Genomic DNA, 20,746 nt, shown 5'->3' with positions numbered 1-20,746 from the left:
TAATTTATAAAAATGAAGCCAATAAAAATTAGAAACTTATTATAAAAAAGCCAGTAAATACAAGGTATCTACTGACTTAATGATGGGCTGTAAACCGCTAAGAAATCTTACTCAATATTTTGAATTTGCTCACGCATTTGTTCAATTAAAACTTTTAATTCAATGGCTGAATTAGTGACTTCAGTATTAATTGATTTCGATGCTAATGTGTTGGATTCACGGTTAAATTCTTGCATCATAAAATCAAGACGACGACCTACGGCTTCTTTTTTTACAAGAATTTTTCGTGTTTCTTTAACATGAGCTTCTAATCTATCAAGCTCTTCAGCAACATCTAAACGTTGTGCTAACATCACTAACTCTTGTTCTAAACGATTATTATCAATTTGAACTTGAGCTTCTTCTAATTTGCTTGTTAAACGTTCACGTTGCCATTGTAAAACTTCTGGCATCTGTGCTCTCACCTTAACAACTTCTTCGCAAACAGCATCTAAACGTTGTTCGATAAGAACTTTCAGTGATTGCCCTTCTGCTTCACGGCTTGCGATGAAGGCGTCGATCGCTAAATCTAATTCAGCTAAAAGCTCAGTACCAATGGCATCTAAATCTTGCTCTTGTGCGGAAATAACACCCGGCCAACGTAAAATATCAAATGGGCTGATAGTCCCTTCATGGCTGTGGCTTTTTACCCAGTTGGCAGAAACAATCAGTTGTTTTGCTAAATTCTCATCAATATTAAGTTCGCCTTGAAAGCGAGCATTAAGATCAAAACGTAAGTTACATTCAATTTTACCGCGCGTTAAGCGATTACGTAGACGTTCACGAATAACAGGCTCTAAACTACGTAATTGCTCAGGTAAACGAATATAAGTTTCAAGATAGCGTTGGTTGACGGAACGTAGTTCCCATGCAGCGCTACCCCAGTCTTTTTTGATGTCTCGGCGAGCAAAAGCGGTCATGCTACGGATCATAATAGGGTCTCAATAGTGTAAAAGATGATACGATTATAACCCCAGGTATCGATACAGGATAGGCATAAGCCATTTTAGGTCGTATAATGCGCCCCCAATATGTCAGAGAAAGCGGAGATAACACCATGCGTCCAGCAGACAGACAAGCAGACCAAGTACGTCCTATTACCATCACTCGCCATTATACAAAACACGCTGAGGGTTCTGTATTAGTCGAATTTGGTGATACTAAAGTCTTGTGTAACGCCACTGTAGAAGAGGGTGTACCACGTTTTCTTAAAGGGCAAGGGCAAGGTTGGGTAACCGCAGAATACGGTATGCTTCCTCGCGCAACAAATAGTCGTAATGCACGTGAAGCGGCTCGTGGTAAACAAACCGGCCGTACTATGGAAATTCAACGCTTAATTGCACGCTCATTACGTGCTGCTGTTGATTTAAAAGCGTTAGGTGAATTCACTATCACTGTTGATTGTGATGTTATTCAAGCTGATGGTGGTACACGTACGGCCTCTATCTCTGGTGCTTGCGTCGCATTAGTTGATGCTTTAAATAAAATGGTTGAAGAAGGTAAACTGAAAAAGAGCCCTCTTAAATCAATGGTCGCCGCTGTATCTGTGGGGATCGTTGATGGTGAACCATTATGCGATCTTGAATATGTTGAAGATTCTGCCGCAGAAACAGATATGAATGTGGTGATGATTGATGATGGTCGTATGATTGAAGTTCAGGGTACGGCAGAAGGCGCACCATTTAGTCACGAAGAATTACTTGCTTTACTCGCCCTTGCAAAGGGGGGATTAGAGAAAATATTTGAAGCGCAAAAAGAGGCGCTTAAGCAATAAATTATATTTTTAAGGCGACTGAGAAGTCGCCTTTTTTATGTCTAAAATTTGTCATCAAGTAACGTAGAGAGGAGAAAGAAATGAAAGCCTACCAACGCCGCTTTATCGAACTAGCATTAGCAAAAAATGTCCTGAAATTTGGTGAGTTCACACTGAAATCAGGAAGGGTGAGTCCTTACTTTTTTAATGCCGGTTTATTTAATACAGGGCGTGATTTGGCTTTACTGGGGCAGTTCTATGCGCAAACATTATTAGATAATAATGTGTCTTGTGATGTGTTGTTTGGACCCGCTTATAAAGGGATACCTATTGCAACCACAACGGCAGTCGCATTGGTTGAGCATCATGATATCGATATCCCTTACTGTTTTAATCGCAAAGAGGCTAAAGATCATGGTGAAGGAGGAACATTAGTAGGAAGCCCATTGAAAGGTAATGTTGTGATTGTCGATGATGTCATTACAGCAGGTACTGCAATTCGTGAATCAATGGAAATTATAAAACAACATGATGCAATGCTTTCTGCCGTGTTATTAAGTTTGGATAGACAAGAGAAAGGGCGAGAAGAACTTTCTGCAATACAAGAGTTAAAACGTGATTATCAATGCCAAGTGTATTCGATTATTACCTTGGATGATTTAATTAGTTACCTAAGTGAGAATGAAACACTGTCTGAGCATTTACCTGCGGTTAAAGCTTATCGTGAGCGCTATGGCGTGAATTAATAAAGTCAATACGCGATAAACGAGTTGGTCGATTAGAGATAAAAAAAAGCCCTCGCCCAATTATGGGCGGGGTGAGTAGTACAATGAATCTTCTGTGACAATTATCACAGATATTGAAATATAAAAAGGACTTTTACAGCAGGGGCAAAGCGAGTCGCTAATGCCACAATGTAGGAACTGCACGAGTGCCATTCCTGATAAATACATTAGGTAATTGTGTACCAGAGGACGCATGTTAACACAAATAAGAAAAAAACGGCATATCTGTAAATTTCAAATTGTTGAGTTAAATCACGAGTCCATCATTTCATTGTAACTGTGCCAAAATTAATGGCCAGCGAGCTTCAAATTCTTGAGTGGGTTGATAGCGAAATTCTGTGCGTACAAAGCGTGCTAACATACCTTCACAAAAAGCGAGTAGTTGTGAAGCAAGTAATGCTTCATCATGCAAGAAAGCACTACCTTCACGAATTTTACGCTCTTTAATGACTTGTCGTAATTGAACCTCAATACGCTCATAAAGCTGGTTTATTCGCCCTTGCAATCTGTCTTGTTCAAACATCAATGCATGACCAGTCAAAATACGAGATAGCCCTGGGTTTTTCTCAGCAAAACCGAGGATCAAGATAAGAATTAAGCGAATTCTTGCAACAGCCTCTTTTTCGTCTTTTAAAATCAAATTAATACGGGAGACTAAGCTATCTTCGATAAACTCAATCAAGCTATCAAACATTTTGGTTTTACTGGGAAAATGTCGATAGAGCGCGGCTTCAGATACACCAACAGTGGCAGCAAGCTTTGCCGTTGTGATGCGCTGACTACCATCACTTGATTCCAACATTTGGGCAAGTGATTGTAAGATTTCATCCCGTCTATTTCTTTTCTTTTTGGTTTCTTTTTCTTCTGCCATGACTGATAAGGCCCCTGCTAAAAGCAAAACAAATCAGTAAACCTTTGCACTAAGGTTTTTAGTGCAAAGGGAGTGATATCGTCATTGATATAATTAATGCAAGACGTCGTTATTATTGGCGGCCGGAGTGACCAAAGCCACCGCTACCACGTTCCGTTGCGGTAAAATCTTCAACAATATTAAATTCAGCTTGAACTACGGGCACTATAATCATTTGAGCAATACGCTCACCCGGTTCGATGGTAAACGCTGTTTGACCACGATTCCAAACAGATACCATCAGTTGACCTTGGTAATCGGAATCAATCAGTCCAACTAAGTTACCTAATACAACACCGTGTTTATGGCCTAAACCTGAACGAGGAAGTACCATTGCTGCTAATCCTTCATCGGCAATATGTACAGCAAGACCTGTAGGTAATAATTCGGTTTGCCCTGGTTCAAGAACTAATGGTGCATCAAGGCAAGCGCGTAAATCTAAACCAGCAGAGCCTGTCGTGGCATAAGCAGGAAGTGGATATTCTTGACCAATACGTGCATCAAGGATTTTAACATCAATTTTTTTCATCATAATGTTTGGCTATCTCGTCAAGTAGGCGATGGCTAAGTTGTGCTTTACTACTGTGTGGTAAGCGCGCTTCTCCATTAGCCCAAATAAGGTGTAATGCATTGTTATCACTGTTAAAGCCTTGATTTTCTACTGAAACATCATTGGCACAGATTAAATCGAGTTGCTTTTGTTCTCGTTTTTTGCGGGCATATTCTTCCACATTCTGGGTTTCGGCTGCAAATCCAACAACAAAAGGACGGTGTTCAACCATTTTTCCGACACTCGCGACAATGTCGGGGTTTTTTACCATAGTGATGGTGACTTCATCACCTTGTTTTTTTATTTTTTCAGCCGCGATAAGTTTAGCGCGGTAATCTGCAACCGCCGCACAACCAATAAAAATATCTTGTGAAGGTGCGATTAGCATCACTTGTTCATACATTTCTTGTGCGCTTTCAACGTCAATACGTTTAACACAAGCGGGTGTCGGTAATGTGACAGGCCCTGCGATAAGTGTGACATCAGCTCCACGTAATGCGGCTGCTTGTGCAATCGCAAATCCCATTTTCCCTGAGCTATGATTACTGATAAAACGCACTGGATCTAAGGCTTCACGAGTCGGACCTGCGGTTATCGTAATTTTTTTACCTGCAAAATCTTGTGGCTGCAAAGCAAGTTGTTTTTCAGCTAATGCGACAAGTGCTAAAGGATCTAACATTCGTCCCGGCCCTACATCACCACAAGCTTGGCTACCAGAGTCAGGCCCCCAAATTAAGCAGCCACGTTGCTCTAAAGCTGATAAATTTTCTTGTGTAATCGTGGCTCTGTACATTTGCTGATTCATTGCTGGTGCAATAGCGATAGGTGCACTACTCGCTAAACAGAGTGTGGTAAGTAAATCATTTGCCATACCCACTCGTAAACGTGCAATAAGATCGGCAGTAGCAGGTGCAAGTAGAATTAAATCAGCCCATTTACCTAATTCAATATGCCCCATAGCGGCTTCTGCTGCTGGATCAAGTAAATCATCCGCAACAGGAAAACCAGAAACAGCTTGTAGTGATAAAGGTGTCACAAATGCATGAGCTGCGGGTGTCATTACAACTCGCACAATTGCACCTTTCTCACGTAAACGGCGTACAAGTTCAGGTGCTTTATAGGCCGCAATACCACCACTGATACCAAGAATAATCTTTTTGTCGTGAAGTGTAGTCATGATGAAATGCCTAAGTACATAAATAATTGCCCGTAATTTTACCACAAGGTCATCGTGAATTCGGAATTCTATGTAACTTCATGTTTTATAGATTAAATTTTTGCGATTCATCTCGCATAAATTTGATGTGTGTCTTTTTTATACAAGATTAGTAGTTTATAGTAAATTAACTGTATAAAACAACAGTTGTTTTGCGAGTAGCATTTAATGATGTGTGATGCTTCATCTAAATCCTAATGCTTATATGAATAGATAAAATAGATCATTAATACCACTGCCTTTACTTATTAAGGAGTCCATGGATGGAAAATCAATCGGTTAGTGAACTTTTACCTAGAGAAAAATTATTACTTTATGGCGTTGAATCACTCACCGATATTGAGTTATTGGCGCTCTTTTTACGCACCGGTACTTATGAAAAATCTGTATTAGAATTGGCTGCTTTTTTACTTAAAGAGTGTGGTTCTCTTTATCATGTTATTAATGCTGATTATGAAACTTTAGGGCGTTTTAAAGGCGTTGGTGTGGGAAAGTTTACTCAGCTACAAGCGATTAATGAAATGGCACAGCGCTTTTCTGCAACACAATTTATGTATAAAAATGTATTATCTTCTTCAGAAGATACAAAGCATTACTTACAAAAATTATTGCATTGGCGAGACAGAGAAGTGTTTGTGGTACTGTTTCTCGATAATCAAAATCAATTGATTGCATTTGAAGAAATGTTTAAAGGAACAATTAACAGAGTAGAGGTTCATCCTAGAGAAATTGTCCGTCAATCAATAAAAAAGAATGCAACATCCATCATTCTTGCTCATAATCACCCTTCTGGTGTTTGCGAACCAAGTCTCGCAGATAAAGTAATAACAGAAAAAATTTTTACTGCTTGCCAATTAGTGGGTGTAAATGTACTCGATCACCTTGTGATAGGGCATGATAATTGTGTTTCTTTCGCAGAACGAGGTTGGTTGTAGCAAATATTTTTGTAATTATTGTCAATCTTTATTTGTACGGGTCTTGAGCGTTGAGGCCATTGGGCGTATACTACGCCACCTTTGAGGATCTTGGGTTTGGCGAGAAGAGCCTATCTCAGCAAGTTTTTTCTGAGGTGTTTACACAGTTTTTCAATCGTTAAAAGTTGCTGAGATGGGCTCCAAAGCCTGACGAGGCGGTCAAACCTGATATTAAAGCTCGAGCTGATTAGATTTTTGGAGAATAGACATGTCCCGAGTCTGCCAAGTTACCGGCAAGCGTCCTGTGAGTGGAAACAACCGCTCTCACGCATTAAACGCGACTAAACGCCGTTTTCTGCCAAACCTGCACTCTCACCGTTTCTGGGTTGAGTCTGAGAAACGTTTCGTAACTCTGCGTGTATCTGCTAAAGGTATGCGTGTGATTGATAAGAAAGGCATCGAATCTGTATTAGCAGATTTACGTGCCCGTGGTGAGAAGTTCTAAGGAGCTGAAAAATGGCTAAAGGTATTCGCGAGAAAATTAAACTCGTTTCTTCTGCTGGTACAGGTCACTTCTATACCACTACGAAGAACAAACGCACTATGCCAGAAAAACTGGAAATGAAAAAATTCGATCCAGTTGTTCGTCAACATGTGCTTTATAAAGAAGCTAAAATTAAATAATTTTAGTTTTCTTAAAAAACCCGACCTTAGTGTCGGGTTTTTTGTTATCTGGAGCCTGCTAAGTATAACAAAGTAAAGCTATTGTGATCTTAGCTTGCTCTTTAGTTATACTATAGCTCTTTTTAAATCATCAGATAAATGGATTGCGGATGAGTAAGTCAGTATTATCAATATTACATACAGAATCATCTTGTGGATGGGGTGGTCAGGAAATCCGTATACTGACGGAATCTCAAGGTATGATCCGCAGAGGGCACCGAGTTGCATTAGTGTGCTGCCCTACATCCAAAATTGCCAAGGCCGCACCTGATTATGGTATTGAGGTTTTCACATTACCCATTGAAAAAAAACGTGGTTCAGCGTTAAAAGCACTTCGCCAATGGCTGAAATTACATCGCCACCAATTTGATGTTATCAATACTCATAGTTCAACTGATGCATGGTTAGTCGCTGCTTCTTGTGCCACATTACGTCATTCTCCTGTGGTCGTTCGAACTCGTCATGTTTCTACAGATGTTTCACGTTCATTACCAACTCGATGGCTTTATCTTTCATCCAGTGCCCATGTTGTGACAACAGGTGAAAAATTACGTCAGACTCTCCATCAGCATAATAAATTTCCATTAGAAAAAATGACATCAGTGCCTACGGGAATTGATCTGCAACGTTTTTATCCACAAAACAAACAACAAGCTAGAGAAAAAATTGGAATACCGAATAAACCGACATTAGGTATTGTTGCAACTATGCGAGTGTGGAAAGGACATAAATACTTAGTAGAAGCATGGAAATCATTACATCAGCAGTTTCCTGATTGGCAATTAATTTTTGTTGGTGATGGGCCTCAGCGTAAAAATTTAGAACCGATGGTGAAAGCGGCAGGATTAGAACAAAGTATTTTCTTCCTTGGTAATCGTAATGATGTGCCTGATTGTTTAAATGCAATGGATCTCTTTGCGTTACCTTCTTTTGGTAATGAAGGTGTGCCGCAAGGTATTATGCAGGCAATGGCGTGTGGTTTGCCCGTTGTATCGACTACAGTTGGCGCGATTAGTGAAGCCGTTATTGACGGTAAAACAGGATTTACATTAGCACCACAAATACAAGAAATATTCACGAGTCATTTAGCTAAATTAATGAGCTCAGCTGAATTACGTGAACAGATGGGAAAAGCAGCACTTGAACACGCTGTTTCACGATTTGGTTTGGATAATATGTTAGATAAGATGGAAAGGATCTTTATTCAGGCAATCAACGATAAAAATAAGTCAGTATGATTAATGCTGATAATAAAGTTTTGAAACGATTATCTCTATTATCAACTTGGTGTATTCATCTTATTGATGAATATTTGTAATACTTTTTAGTGTATAGTCTGAGAAGTAAATGTATCATTTAAGCCAAATAAAAAGCACATGGATCCAAAAAATATATTGGTTATAGCGGTAGCGCGTTTTGGTGATACATTACTTATCACCCCTGTTATTCATGCCTTAAAACAGCGTTGGCCCAATGCTCATATTGATGTATTTGCACATAAGCGTAGTGCATGCATTCTTGAGCATAATCCTGATATTAATAGTATTAGAAATTTTTCTAAAAAACGCGCTGTTTGGTCAGGTTGGTTACCTAATAAACCTTATGATTTGGCTTTGGTATACGGTAATGATCGTGAATTAGTGAATTATGCTCGTCGCCAATCCCATCATACCGTTGCTTTTGCTGATATATCTGAGCAGCAAGGCAATACGACTTGGGTTGCGCGCCCTAAGTCGCCGATGGTTGCACAAAAAGAGCGTGCCTTATTAATTAATGCATTAGGGATTTATCCGAGTTGTTGGCAATTACGTTACTTTATCAATGAGGAAGAAGTGACTTTTGCACAACAGTTTTTAAAAGATAATTCATTAATTAATAAGAACATTATTGGTTTTCAGTTACAAAGTTTTCCCGCTAAAGCCTATCGAGATTGGCCCGTGGAGAACTTTCTGCAATTAGCAAAGCAGATTATTTCCCATGACGCGAGTACGTATTTTTTGCTATTAGGTAGTAAGGAAAGTGCGCAATTATCTGTTGATTTAGCTAAAAAAATAGGTGAAGAGCGATGTTTAGCCTTAGCGGGGCGTGTTTCAATGCGTCAAAATGCGGCGATTATGGCAAATTTATCGCTTTATGTTGGTGTTGATACCGGTCCTACACATTTAGCCGGTGCTTTAGATATCCCGATGGTGGCGCTATATCATAGCTATCATCCTGGGTGCTATTTAGCCCCTATACAACATTCTTGTTGTCAGGTTATCCAACATCCTACACCATTAGAAAAGGCACGCCGTGAAGATAATATGGCTGAAATCTCAGTTGAGAATGTGTGGAATGCAGTGAGTAATATCATGAATGGAATGAAGGTGAAAAAGTAATCCATGAAGATCGGTATAATTGATGTCACAATCACCATGTCTTATGGCGGGATCCAAACAGCAGTTTGGGAACTGGCTAAGCAATTGCATGATGCTGGGCATGAAGTTCATCTTTATGGCGGCAATGGCGAGATCCGACACAATCTGGCAGGACGCCAAATACAAATTCACACTTACCCTTATACACCACGAGATAAAGTGATTGATCTCGGTGGGCGTTTTCGTCGTATTGTCGAGCGTTACACTTTTGCACGACACGCTAAAAAAGATGTTATCAGTCAAAATTTTGATTGGGTTATTTTAACGAAGCCTTTTGACTTTTTTTGGCCTTCTATGATGCCTAAATCATCCTCAACGCGTTTTTGCTATATGAGTGGGGGAACCAGTTTTTTCAAAGGTGATCGCTGGTTAGGTAAAAAGATTTCAGCATGGGTGGCATGTAGCCATTTTAATGCTTGGCAAATTCAACATCATTTTAAGCAATTTCCTAGTGTGATTTATAATGGTGTGGATATTGAAAAATTTAAACCTATGACTACCTCGTTGCGTGAGCAATTAGGGATCAATGAGTCTACTTTTTTACTCTCATTTGCTGGGCGATTAGTGGGTTGGAAAGGCTTGAGTGTCGCAATTGATGCCATCGAGCAGTTAAAAGGTGAAGATGTTAAACTTCTGATTATCGGTGCGGGTGATGATCTTGAGCGATTAAAAAAGAAAGCGATTTCTAAAGGTATTGCAGAGCAAGTCATTTTTCATCAGCCTGTTGAGCATAACGTATTACCGGAATTTTATGCGGCAAGTGACGTGGGTATTTTCCCGAGTACTGGAGATGAAGCCTTCGGTATTACGATTGCAGAAGCAATGGCATGCGCCAAACCAGTGATTGCCAGCCATATCGGCGGTATTCCTGAAGTTGTGGGCAATGAAGGTACCGCAGGGCTTTTAGTCGCACCAGGTAGTGCAGATGAAATTGTGATAGCGATTAATCATCTTCGTGAGTTACCAGACAGAGGTAAGGCGATGGGAGAGCAGGCGCGTGTCCGTATAGAAACACGCTATACTTGGCAACATTCTGCGCAACGTTTATTACAGGTATTGGCGTCATAATTATGAAAATTGCCTATCTTGATCCTTACCCAGTGCCTGATTTACGTGTGGCTTCATTACAAATTTTGCAAAATGTGGATGCATTTGCTCGAGCAGGCGCTCAAGTAACATTAGTCACACCTAAAGGGCAATATCGAGATAGTGATATATTAGGTCGTTCAATTCATACTAATGCGAGTTTAGTTTCTTTAAGAGATATTCGCCGTAAATGGTATTTTCCATTTAATTCACAAAAGCTTTTCTCATTACAGATCGCTCGTTGGATAAAGCAAAATGATGTGGATGCGTTGTTTACCCGTAACTTAAAGCTAGCGTGTTATCTTTGTGAAAATTATCCAGAAATCCCCCTCTTTTTTGAAAGCCATGAAATTTTTGCTCAATCTTTTGCTGAGTCTCATTCATTTGAGAAAAAAAAGAATCGTGCAAAATACCATAAGCTATTAAAAATGGAGAAATTAGTTTATAGCCAAGCGACGGGGATTTTTGTTCTTACTTCATTATTAAGAGATGATATTGTTTCGCAGTATCAAGTTACTACGCCAATAACAGTGGTTCCTGATGGCGTAGATTTACATGCTGTAGCAGATCATCAGATAGAGCCTTCTACAGTAAATAAAACTATTACGGAAGTGCTCTATTTAGGCAGTTTGCATAAATGGAAAGGGATCCCTACCATGATGCGAGCAATGAAATACCTTGATAATGCAAGGCTTAATATTGCTGGGGGAACACCTGAACAGATTGAAGGGTTAACCTTATTAGCGCAAGAAATGGATGTAAAAGATAAAGTGAATTTCTTGGGGTTTATTGACCCCAAAAAACGCTTTGAAGCAATTGGTCAACATGATATCTGTGTACTTCCGCTTACGTTAACCAGCATTGGTAGCCGTTACACTTCACCACTTAAGTTATTTGAATATATGGCGATGGAAAAGCCTGTAGTAATTTCAGATTTTCCTTCAATTCGTGATGTGGTAGATGAGAAAGCGGTAAGTTTTGCCGATAGTGGTGATGCGCAGAGTTTTGCAAAACAGATAATACAACTAAGAGAAAATCCACAACGAGCCAAAGAAAAAACAACCCATGCCCGCTCTCTGGTTGAAAACTATTACAACTGGGATAAGCGGGCAGAGATTATATTAAAAACAATAGAGAAGTTAATTAAGTAACCTATTGTTGTTTATCTGATGACGTTACTGATTGATAATTTAGTAGTGAGTGGCGTAATGCCAACATTAATCCCACCAAAATACCCACCTGATTGATATAGGCATTTTCAAATAATCCTCGCAGTACATAGACGCCTAAAAATGACATTAGCAATACCAAAGAAGCTTGACGAATAACCCCTTGGTTTTTTCTTATTAGTTGGATACCTTGGGCAATTATTGAAGAGCAAAAATAAAGAATACCCAATAACCCCAAAATACCGCCAGCAAACCAAAAAGCTAAAAAGACGTTATGAGGGCCAATGGATTTTTTAAATATCCAATTTGGATGGTCTTTAACTCGTTCATTATAAACATTATGGTACAGTTGATTACCATAGCCATAACCTTTTATGGGTTGTTCTAAAATAAGGCCTAAGGCTGAATCATATGTACCGTTATTAAAACGATCACCACTACTAAATTGAGTTAACTTATATTTTAGTTTCTCATGCATAAAGTCATTTTTAGGTAAATTGTCTATACCTAAAAATAGAAGGATACAAGAAAAGAATCCTATAATGAGTAGCTTCCATTGATAATTTATTAATAAACTCAGTAAAGTTACTATTGCTAATGTAATCCATGCGCCTCTAGCTAGTGTTCCTAATAGGGGAAATAAAAATAATACACACGAAATAATTAATATAAGCCAGTCCAATATACTATGATGTTTCTTTAATACCCATAATGTTAAGATAACGGGGAAGAAAAATAGTAATCCATAGCTAACTTCTCGGTGAAGCTTTTGACTTTGCCATGAAAAAGGTTTTATTGTGGGATACTCACCATAATATTGTGTTAAATCTATTACTATTAATATCAACAACCCAATCGCAAAAGCCACCATCACCATCTTTGCTATATCGGTAGGTTTCTCTTTATACAATACAATTGGAAAGGTAACAGCAAAAAGCAGTAACCCATTGAGTATCGGCTTATTAATCTCTTTTATACTGATGCTGGGTTCGACAGATATCACAATGGAATAACCAATTACCAACAATAAAAACAGTAGTGAGAATGATAGGTTATTTTTAAATATCTTACAGATAGTCTTAAAATCACGTACTAGATACCACAGTGCCGTTGCACCGATTAGTCCCATCACAATATTTTTATAACGGGTGATATCCGGTAAGTAGATCAATATAATGTAGAGCCCAATAATGGATAAATTCCAAAGGGATTTTTTACTATAGTCTTTAAACAACATCATAATAATCTGCTATCGTCCTTTCTGCTTTTAGGGGTGCTGATCATACAATAAAAATGATGTTATCGCTGTATCTCTTATCTGATAATAATGGAGCCACCTGTGCCTGAATTGCCAGAAGTTGAAACCAGTCGCCGAGGTATTGAACCTCATCTTGTGGGCAATGTGTTGCACTATGCCATTGTGCGCAATAGTAAATTACGTTGGCCTGTGTCAGAGAAAATAAAGACTCTACTGGATGAGCCTATTTTAAGTGTAAAGCGTCGCGCTAAATACCTATTAATAGAGCTTAATACGGGATGGATTATTATCCATTTAGGAATGTCAGGAAGTGTTCGCATTCTATTAGAAGAACAACCTGAAGAAAAACATGATCATATCGATTTGATTTTTCGTGATGGCAAAGTATTGCGTTATACCGATCCTCGACGCTTTGGTGCTTGGTTATGGTGTGAAGATTTAGCAACAAGCTCAGTCTTAGCTCATTTAGGGCCTGAGCCACTTTCTGATGAATTTAACGCTGAATACCTATATCAACAGTCGAAAAATAAAAAAACAGCTATCAAACCGTGGTTAATGGATAATAAATTAGTTGTTGGTGTCGGCAATATTTATGCTAACGAGGCGCTATTTTCATCGGGCATTATGCCTGATAGAAAAGCCAATAGCTTAACGCAAGAAGAGTGTGAGGTTCTTGTTACGGCGATTAAACGGGTATTAACGCGCTCCATTGAGCAAGGTGGCACAACACTAAAAGATTTTTTACAGTCTGATGGCAAGCCGGGATATTTTGCTCAAGAACTTTTTGTTTATGGACGTAAAGACAAACCTTGTTTGATTTGTGGGCAACTGATTGAAAGTATTAAACAAGGGCAACGTAGCACATTTTTCTGCCGACATTGCCAACATGGTGAGAATGAGGACTAAATTTTACCTAATTTTTTCAGCATTGCTACAGTCACGACTTCAGGTAAAAATGTAGAAACATCACCGTCATGGCGCGCCACATCTTTAATTAAAGATGAAGAGACAAAAGAAAGGTTTTGAGAGGGCAGTAAAAATACGCTATCAAGATCAGGTGCAAAATGACGGTTCATATTTGCCAGCTGCCATTCATATTCAAAGTCAGAAACGCTACGAACACCACGAATTAAAATCGTCGCTTGTTGCTGTTTGGCGAAATTTGCCATTAGCTCACTAAAACCCACCACTTCGACATTCGATAAATGACTCGTTACTTCTCTGGCTAAATTAACTCGTTCTTCTAAGGTAAACATTGGGTTTTTACGGGCGCTATCAGCAATGGCTAATAAAACGGTATCAAACATACCTGCTGCACGAGTTAATATATCAATATGACCATAAGTGATAGGATCAAAGGTTCCGGGGTAGATAGCTTTATTTTTCATGATTTACCGTCTTCTGGCTGATTTCCCATAAAGAAGCGTATTTATTAAAGGTATACTGTGCATTAACAAATGCCAGTACTAATCCCTGTTTCCCGTCTAAAAAACCCATTCTTAACAACCAAGTCTTAAAAAAGGCACCTAGCGTATGACTTAAGATGGAGCCATAACTGGTTTTTTTACCTTGTTGATGACGCTCTTTAGCCCACTCGGTGGCATATTTTAGCTGTTTTTGCTGAAATTCCATTAAATCACGACAGGTAAGATGCAAGAGATCGCCCTGTAGTGTTTTGATGGTTGCGTCTTGAGTTTCTAATGATTCATGAACCAAGTTATTGTTATATTGATAACGTTCGCGGGCATATAAACGCGTGACTTTATCGGGATACCAACCACTGTGCTTCATAAATCGGCCCATAAACAAGTTACGGCGAGCACAGTTATAAACCACATTTTCTTCAGGTTGTTGCAATATCGAGAGGATACTGGTTTTGAGTTCAGGTGTGATACGTTCATCACTATCGATCATAAAAATATAATCACCCGTGGCATATTGCTGCGCCAATTGACGCTGTCTGCCAAAGCCTGGCCACTCACTGTTTACAAAGACTTTTGCCCCTTTCTCTGTCGCAATACGACAGGTGTCATCTTGACTTCCCGAATCCAATACAATGATTTCATCAGCCCATTGTACGGAGTCTAAGCATTCACCAATGACATCAGCAACGTTTTTACTGATCATCACAACAGAAAGGCGCTTGCTTTGGCTCATCAGTGGCTCCGAGGGGGAAGATAAGGTGAAAGTAGGGTGAGTAAGCGCAATAATGCACCTTGGTTTTCATGAAGCACTTCAACAGCATGACGACCATAATAACGACGATAATCTTCATCATTAAGCAATGAAGCAATAGCTGTCGCCATCGATTCACTGTCTGTAACAGTAATTAATCCTTCAGCTTGATCGAGTTTGGCACAGATATTTTTAAAATTAAAAGTATGAGGTCCCATAATAACTGGGATAGCATGAGCGGCAGCCTCTAAAGGATTATGACCACCACGTTCGACTAAACTCCCTCCCACAAAAGCCAGATCAGCAATACCATAGAGCAACATCAACTCGCCCATGGTGTCGCCTATCACGACTTGAGTCTGTGCATCAGGAACAGCATCAGTGCTTCGTAACGTATACTTTAATCCTGCTTCGCGTGTTAATTGCTCCGCTTTAGGAAAACGCTCTGGGTGTCGAGGAACTAAAATTAATAAAAGCTGTGGAAATTGTGTCAGTAGCTTTTTATGTGTTTCTAAGATAATGGTTTCTTCACCTTCATGGGTACTCGTTGCAATCCAAACGGGGCGATGAGCAGCCCATTGGCGACGCAAAGCAACGGCTCTTGCTGCTAACTCAGGGGTGACAGAAATATCAAATTTTAGACTGCCTGTTACATGTAAATGTGAACGTTTAAGCCCTAATTCGATAAAACGCTCACCATCCTCTTGGTTTTGAGCCGCAATTAAGGTGATTTTTTGGAGCATCGTTTTGACGAAACTACCTAATTTCTGATAACCCGCCGCAGAGCGTTCTGATAAACGTGCATTGGCGATAATCAACGGGATTTTTCGTTGATGCAGTTTTGAAATCAGGTTAGGCCATAGTTCGGTTTCCATAATGATCACCAATTTCGGATCAACTGTTTTAAGAAAACGATTAACTGAACCCGGTAAATCATAAGGAAGATAGACATGGTAAACATCATCACCAAATGCAGAACGTACACGTTCTGAGCCTGTTGGTGTCATGGTTGTGACTGTTATAGGCAAATCGGGATAGTGATGGCGAAGGGCGCGAACAAGCGGTACGGCGGCGAGTGTTTCACCGACAGAAACGGAATGTAATAATATCCCTTGAGGTACGACTTTGCCTTTGCAAAAGCCATAGCGCTCTCCCCACCGTTTACGGTAGGCGGGGGCTTTACGGCTGCGTAATAAAAGACGCAACCAAATCAGAGGTTGAATAAGGTAAAGAAGTACCTGATATAAACGCAACAACATGCTATCAAATTCACTTATCTGGACGAACGCTTATAGTATCACACTGTGTGGTAGAAAGTGTGTAAAAACAAACGTTGTGGGGACAAACAACACGGTATAATGCTTTTTTATTAATTTTAACAGGCTTTATTCAGGAAACTTGATAGAATTTTTTTTATAATCAAATCACATTGCTAATTATTTAAGCCCATTTGGAATGTTATGAGTGAAAAAATGAAGTTAATACAAAGGGTTCTTGTTATTAAGTTACGGCATCATGGTGATACTTTATTGATTACCCCTGTTATTAATACATTAAAAGCTAATTTTCCAAATGCGGAAGTTGATGTCCTAATCAATAAAGAAACAATGCCTATGATTGAGCATTTCTCTTCTATTCATCATATCTTTGTACTAGATAAAGCATGGAAAAAAGAGGGAAAACTGGCAAGATTGCGTCATGAGTGGAAATTACTAACAGACTTAAGAAATCAACAATATGATGTCGTTATAAACTTAGCAGATCAGTGGAATAGTGCGATAATAACCCGTTTTACGAGAGCCAAAATTCGTATTGGGTATGATATTTATAAACGCCAAAGCCCTATTTGGAAAAAATGTTTTACGCAGTTGATCCCACTAGGCTCTGTAGATGAAAAACATATTGTTGAGCAAAATTTAGCACTCTTGCAACCATTACAGTTACCTAAAATAGATACTCAAGTATCAATGGCATATAGCCATCAAGATAAACAAACTGTTATCGCAAAATTAAAAGAACATAACGTGTTGAGTTCTTATATTGTTATTCAACCTACGTCTCGGTGGTTTTTTAAATGTTGGGATGAAGGTAAATGGTCAGAATTAATTGATACTTTGGAACAGGAAGGAAACCAAGTTATTTTAACATCAGGCCCTGATCCAAAAGAGAAAGAGATGGTTAATACTATAATTGAAAAGAGTGCTTCAAAAAATCTAGTCTCATTATCGGGGCAACTCTCTTTACCTCAACTTGCAGCATTAATTGATGATGCACGTTTATTTATTGGGGTTGATTCTGTTCCTATGCATATGGCTGCGGCGCTTAAAACGCCACTTGTTGCTCTCTTTGGACCATCAAAATTATTTCATTGGTCACCGTGGGAACATATTGGCGAAGTATTATGGGCAGGAAATTATGGTGAACTCCCTGATCCTGATGATGTCAATACCAACACACAAACACGTTATCTCAGCTTAATACCTGTCGAAGATGTACTGAATGCCGTAAGAGGACAACTAAAATGAATTCATTCCGACTGGCTATAGTGCGTCAAAAATACCGACCTGATGGAGGCGCTGAACGATTTGTTTCTCGGGCGCTTGAAGCATTGGATAATCAAGCGGTAGAACTTAATGTGATCACGCGTTCATGGATTGGTGCTGTACAACCACAATGGCATATTCATATTGTCAATCCAATGAAATGGGGACGGATTAGTCGTGAGAAAGGTTTTGCTCAAGGTGCAAGGCAATGCTGGCAAAAAGAACAGTTCGATTTAGTACAAAGCCATGAGCGTATTGCTGGATGCGATATTTATCGTGCAGGAGATGGTGTTCATCATCGCTGGTTATTACAACGTTCACGAGTATTAAGCCCACTACGTAGTCAATTACTGCTTAACAGCTGCTATCACCGCTATGTAATGAAAGCTGAAAAAGAGATGTATCATTCATCAGAACTGAAACGGGTTATCTGTAATTCAGAGATGGTAAAACGTGAAGTGATGGAAGACTTTGGTGTTGAAAGTGAGCGTATTAGTGTAATTTATAATGCGATTGATAATCAGCGGTTTTTTCCTGCCACAGCACTTTACCGTGAACAGTTACGTCAGCAATACCAGATCCCAATAGAAGCAAAATGCTTTATTTATGTAGGTTCAGGATTTGAACGTAAAGGCTTAAAAGCGGCCATTGAAGCCATTAGTTGTACTCATGCACATTTGGTTGTTGTTGGGCAAGATAAAGAGCAGAAAAAGTATCAACAACTCGCTTATCAATTAAAAAGCCATGAGAGAGTTCATTTTTTAGGTATGCAAAAAGATACTCTACCTTTATATCAAATGGCTGATGGTTTACTGTTGCCGACCTTATATGATCCTTTTCCTAATGTTGTTTTAGAAGCAATGGCATGTGGTTTACCTGTTATCACCAGTTATACTTGTGGTGGTTCTGAATTTATTGAACAAGGTATTAATGGTTTTGTCACAGATGCTTTAGATATTTCTGCAATGATAAGTGCAATAGAAACAATTTCTGCCGATAATCTTGATAATAGAATGTCTAAAGCTGCCCGAAATAAGATATTGCCTTATACGCCAGAGCATTTATCTCAACAACTGATTGGGCTTTACCAAAAGGTTCTTAGTTTATGAAGGAACATATCCTTTTTATTATTGATGGATTACCGGGTGGTGGTGCTGAAAATGTCACTATCAGGTTATGTCATGGCTTAAGCCAGCGTGGTTATACCGTTACGCTACTCTCTTTAGCCGAAAAATGTGATTATTCTATTCCCGCTAATATTGAGTTATTGATTGATGCAGATAGTTATCGAGGGTTATTTCATCGACAAACTGAACTGAAACGTCGAGCAAAATCGATGGATAACACGTTGAAATCACTATTTGCACGTAAAGGTATTCCATCGCTTGTTGTTTCAAATTTGCATAAGACTGATAGGATTGTTGCTTTATCTAAAGAGTTGATGGATAAAAATGCGTGGTATTGCATTCATGGCATATTTTCCCAATCTTATTTAGGTCATAAAACCGGTTTTTCTCGTTGGTTAAAACAAAAGAAGATCCAAAAAGTATACCAAGGGAAAAATATTATTACGGTTTCCAATGCGGCTGGACAGGATTTGATCCAAAATGTGGGAGTATCACCACAACAATTAAAAACAATTTATAATCCATTTGATATTCAAGAAATTAGAAATCTAGCTTTAGAAAGCAATTCTTATCAGGGGCAAGATTATTTACTGCATATTGGTCGTTTTCATGAAGTTAAACGACATGACAGATTATTAGAAGCATTTGCATTAGCGGACTTACCTTGTAAATTATTTATTGCAGGTCAAGGCTCTTCTGAAGTGACAACTAAAATTAAAAATAAAATAGCAGAGCTTAATTTAGAAAATAAAGTGAGTTTAATCGGTTTTTTAGCAAACCCATTTGCTGTTATTAATGATGCAAAAGCGGTTGTTTTAAGTTCTGACAGCGAAGGTTTAGGCAATGTGTTGGTTGAGTCTTTGATTTGTAATACACCGATTGTGAGTACCAATTGCCCTGGTGGTATTGGTGAAATTATGGAAGGTGAGCTTGCTAATTATAAAGCAGAGCTAAATGCCACATCGTTAGCAGAAAAGATGCGATTGGTTTATTTTACGCCACCTGAAATTACACCAGAAATGTACCAAAAATTTGATATTGATGAAGTGATTGATCAGTATATATCACTTATTAAGTAATAAAGTTATTTATTTCTAAAGAAGGCGTAAGGTATTTCAATGACTAAACCAGCATTTATTATCACATTAGATACCGAAGGCGATAATCTTTGGGAAAATAAGGGTGAGATCACCACTCAAAATACGCACTTTCTTCCCCGTTTTCAGCAACTTTGTGAGCGCTTTAATTTTAAACCTGTTTGGCTAACAAACTATGAAATGGTTATGGATGAAGCTTATATTGAGTTTGCCCGTGATGTTATTGCGCGTAATACCGGTGAAATTGGTATGCACTTGCATGCATGGAATAGCCCACCATTAATACCTTTAACGGATGATGATTTACGTTATCAGCCTTATTTAATTGAATATCCCAAAGATCAAATGCGAGAAAAAATCGCATTAATGACGCACTTACTTGAAGATAAACTACAAACTAAAATGTTAAGCCATCGTGCGGGCCGTTGGGCTTTTAATGAGATTTATGCACAACTTTTAGTTGAGTTTGGTTACCAAGTCGATTGTTCTGTGACACCTAAAGTGGATTGGCGATTTACAAAAGGTGATCCCGCACAATCAGGGGGTACAAATTATACTGATTTTCCAAGTCATGCTTACTTTATGGACTTACTGAATATCACTAAAGCGGGAAACTCTTCGCTACTAGAAGTGCCAATGAGTATTCAATATAAGCACTCGCCTTTAATGAATAAAGTTAAGCAGGGTTACGATAAATTAAGAGGTAAGCAACGAGCGCCTTCTGTGAATTGGCTCCGCCCTAAAGGTGGCAATGCTCAACAGATGATTGATGTTGCTGAAAAATCTTTGGCTCAAGGCCACTCTCATATTGAATTTATGTTGCACTCCTCTGAATTTATGCCGGGTGGTAGCCCTACATTTCGTACTGAAAAAGATATTGAAGGGTTATATAACGATTTAGAAACGTTATTTAGTTTCTTATCAGACAAAGTGCAAGGAATGACATTAGCTGAGTATTATCAAAGTAAGATGCAGGCAAAATAA

22 protein-coding genes are annotated in these 20,746 nt (G+C 38.9%); 14 read left to right on the top strand and 8 right to left on the bottom strand.

Translation table 11 applies throughout. From position 1 onward, the window contains the following. Window positions 1-107: 107 nt before the first annotated feature. Window positions 108-971 carry a YicC/YloC family endoribonuclease gene (locus GWJ01_RS02960; protein ID WP_109394426.1) on the bottom strand — a complete coding sequence of 288 codons (864 nt, stop codon included), beginning with the start codon at window positions 969-971 and terminating at the stop codon, window positions 108-110. 125 nt (window positions 972-1,096) lie between these two features. On the opposite strand from GWJ01_RS02960, the gene rph reads away from it, so the two are divergent. Together rph and pyrE are read left to right on the top strand one after the other, a co-directional pair. After that, the gene (rph, locus tag GWJ01_RS02955; RefSeq protein ID WP_069366895.1) at window positions 1,097-1,813 is read left to right on the top strand and encodes a ribonuclease PH; all 717 of its coding nucleotides are present in this window, start codon (window positions 1,097-1,099) and stop codon (window positions 1,811-1,813) included. Window positions 1,814-1,893: 80 nt separating this feature from the next. Then, window positions 1,894-2,538 carry an orotate phosphoribosyltransferase gene (gene pyrE, locus GWJ01_RS02950; protein WP_109394424.1) on the top strand — a complete coding sequence of 215 codons (645 nt, stop codon included), beginning with the start codon at window positions 1,894-1,896 and terminating at the stop codon, window positions 2,536-2,538. A gap of 307 nt (window positions 2,539-2,845) precedes the next feature. Here pyrE and slmA read toward each other — a convergent pair whose 3' ends face one another. The 3 genes from slmA to coaBC all read right to left on the bottom strand — a co-directional run bounded on the left by slmA (window position 2,846) and on the right by coaBC (window position 5,214). After that, on the bottom strand, window positions 2,846-3,448 hold the full coding sequence (gene slmA / locus GWJ01_RS02945; protein WP_075673256.1) for a nucleoid occlusion factor SlmA: 603 nt from the start codon (window positions 3,446-3,448) through the stop codon (window positions 2,846-2,848). Window positions 3,449-3,560: 112 nt separating this feature from the next. Beyond that, complete coding sequence (gene dut / locus GWJ01_RS02940; protein ID WP_006534255.1) at window positions 3,561-4,019, bottom strand: dUTP diphosphatase; 459 nt, start codon at window positions 4,017-4,019, stop codon at window positions 3,561-3,563. Continuing rightward, the gene (gene coaBC, locus GWJ01_RS02935) at window positions 4,003-5,214 is read right to left on the bottom strand and encodes a bifunctional phosphopantothenoylcysteine decarboxylase/phosphopantothenate--cysteine ligase CoaBC (protein WP_161710689.1); all 1,212 of its coding nucleotides are present in this window, start codon (window positions 5,212-5,214) and stop codon (window positions 4,003-4,005) included. The genes dut and coaBC overlap by 17 nt, the downstream gene beginning before the upstream one ends. A 302-nt stretch (window positions 5,215-5,516) precedes the next feature. Here coaBC and radC point away from each other — a divergent pair, with 302 nt between their 5' ends. From radC to GWJ01_RS02900, 7 genes are all read left to right on the top strand, one after another. Continuing rightward, entirely contained in the window at window positions 5,517-6,188 is a 672-nt protein-coding gene (radC, locus tag GWJ01_RS02930) for a RadC family protein (RefSeq protein WP_109394420.1), read from the top strand. 247 nt (window positions 6,189-6,435) lie between these two features. Further along, window positions 6,436-6,672 carry a 50S ribosomal protein L28 gene (rpmB, locus tag GWJ01_RS02925; RefSeq protein WP_036914542.1) on the top strand — a complete coding sequence of 79 codons (237 nt, stop codon included), beginning with the start codon at window positions 6,436-6,438 and terminating at the stop codon, window positions 6,670-6,672. Between the two features lie 11 nt (window positions 6,673-6,683). Further along, window positions 6,684-6,851: a 50S ribosomal protein L33 gene (gene rpmG, locus GWJ01_RS02920; protein WP_006534250.1), complete on the top strand. Its 168-nt coding sequence runs from the start codon at window positions 6,684-6,686 to the stop codon at window positions 6,849-6,851. Window positions 6,852-7,000: 149 nt separating this feature from the next. Further along, window positions 7,001-8,128, top strand: coding sequence for a glycosyltransferase family 4 protein (locus tag GWJ01_RS02915; protein ID WP_161710688.1), 1,128 nt, complete (start codon window positions 7,001-7,003; stop codon window positions 8,126-8,128). 138 nt (window positions 8,129-8,266) lie between these two features. After that, the gene (locus tag GWJ01_RS02910; protein WP_161710687.1) at window positions 8,267-9,268 is read left to right on the top strand and encodes a glycosyltransferase family 9 protein; all 1,002 of its coding nucleotides are present in this window, start codon (window positions 8,267-8,269) and stop codon (window positions 9,266-9,268) included. A 3-nt stretch (window positions 9,269-9,271) separates the two neighbouring features. Continuing rightward, window positions 9,272-10,375, top strand: a complete 1,104-nt coding sequence (locus GWJ01_RS02905; protein ID WP_161710686.1) for a glycosyltransferase family 4 protein — start codon at window positions 9,272-9,274, stop codon at window positions 10,373-10,375. Further along, on the top strand, window positions 10,375-11,544 hold the full coding sequence (locus GWJ01_RS02900) for a glycosyltransferase (protein WP_161710706.1): 1,170 nt from the start codon (window positions 10,375-10,377) through the stop codon (window positions 11,542-11,544). Before GWJ01_RS02905 ends, GWJ01_RS02900 begins: the two co-directional genes overlap by 1 nt. A 1-nt stretch (window position 11,545) precedes the next feature. Here GWJ01_RS02900 and rfaL read toward each other — a convergent pair whose 3' ends face one another. After that, window positions 11,546-12,802 carry an O-antigen ligase RfaL gene (gene rfaL, locus GWJ01_RS02895; RefSeq protein WP_161710685.1) on the bottom strand — a complete coding sequence of 419 codons (1,257 nt, stop codon included), beginning with the start codon at window positions 12,800-12,802 and terminating at the stop codon, window positions 11,546-11,548. 99 nt (window positions 12,803-12,901) lie between these two features. Here rfaL and mutM point away from each other — a divergent pair, with 99 nt between their 5' ends. Continuing rightward, window positions 12,902-13,726, top strand: coding sequence for a bifunctional DNA-formamidopyrimidine glycosylase/DNA-(apurinic or apyrimidinic site) lyase (gene mutM, locus GWJ01_RS02890; RefSeq protein ID WP_161710684.1), 825 nt, complete (start codon window positions 12,902-12,904; stop codon window positions 13,724-13,726). Here mutM and coaD read toward each other — a convergent pair. From coaD to waaA, 3 genes are read right to left on the bottom strand one after another with little or no spacing between them, the layout of a single operon-like run. Beyond that, entirely contained in the window at window positions 13,723-14,208 is a 486-nt protein-coding gene (gene coaD / locus GWJ01_RS02885; protein ID WP_161710683.1) for a pantetheine-phosphate adenylyltransferase, read from the bottom strand. The two genes, mutM and coaD, sit on opposite strands and share 4 nt — an antisense overlap. Then, window positions 14,198-14,977: a glycosyltransferase family 2 protein gene (locus tag GWJ01_RS02880; protein WP_161710682.1), complete on the bottom strand. Its 780-nt coding sequence runs from the start codon at window positions 14,975-14,977 to the stop codon at window positions 14,198-14,200. The genes coaD and GWJ01_RS02880 overlap by 11 nt, the downstream gene beginning before the upstream one ends. Next, the gene (gene waaA, locus GWJ01_RS02875; protein ID WP_075673244.1) at window positions 14,977-16,254 is read right to left on the bottom strand and encodes a lipid IV(A) 3-deoxy-D-manno-octulosonic acid transferase; all 1,278 of its coding nucleotides are present in this window, start codon (window positions 16,252-16,254) and stop codon (window positions 14,977-14,979) included. Before waaA ends, GWJ01_RS02880 begins: the two co-directional genes overlap by 1 nt. Window positions 16,255-16,455: 201 nt before the next feature. On the opposite strand from waaA, the gene rfaQ reads away from it, so the two are divergent. Genes rfaQ through GWJ01_RS02855 form a run of 4 tightly spaced genes read left to right on the top strand, consistent with a single transcriptional unit; the run spans window position 16,456 to window position 20,746 of the window. Then, entirely contained in the window at window positions 16,456-17,520 is a 1,065-nt protein-coding gene (gene rfaQ, locus GWJ01_RS02870; RefSeq protein WP_109394405.1) for a putative lipopolysaccharide heptosyltransferase III, read from the top strand. Next, a complete protein-coding gene (locus tag GWJ01_RS02865) occupies window positions 17,517-18,647 on the top strand; it encodes a glycosyltransferase family 4 protein (RefSeq protein WP_161710681.1) in 1,131 nt (376 codons plus the stop codon). The genes rfaQ and GWJ01_RS02865 overlap by 4 nt, the downstream gene beginning before the upstream one ends. Next, window positions 18,644-19,744, top strand: a complete 1,101-nt coding sequence (locus GWJ01_RS02860) for a glycosyltransferase (protein ID WP_161710680.1) — start codon at window positions 18,644-18,646, stop codon at window positions 19,742-19,744. The genes GWJ01_RS02865 and GWJ01_RS02860 overlap by 4 nt, the downstream gene beginning before the upstream one ends. A gap of 39 nt (window positions 19,745-19,783) precedes the next feature. Next, entirely contained in the window at window positions 19,784-20,746 is a 963-nt protein-coding gene (locus tag GWJ01_RS02855; RefSeq protein WP_161710679.1) for a polysaccharide deacetylase family protein, read from the top strand.

The organism is Proteus sp. G2618 (assembly GCF_009915995.1).
Classification (GTDB): domain Bacteria; phylum Pseudomonadota; class Gammaproteobacteria; order Enterobacterales; family Enterobacteriaceae; genus Proteus; species Proteus terrae.
Note: the sequence above shows the minus strand (reverse complement) of the source record. Positions and strands in the feature narration are given on the sequence as shown.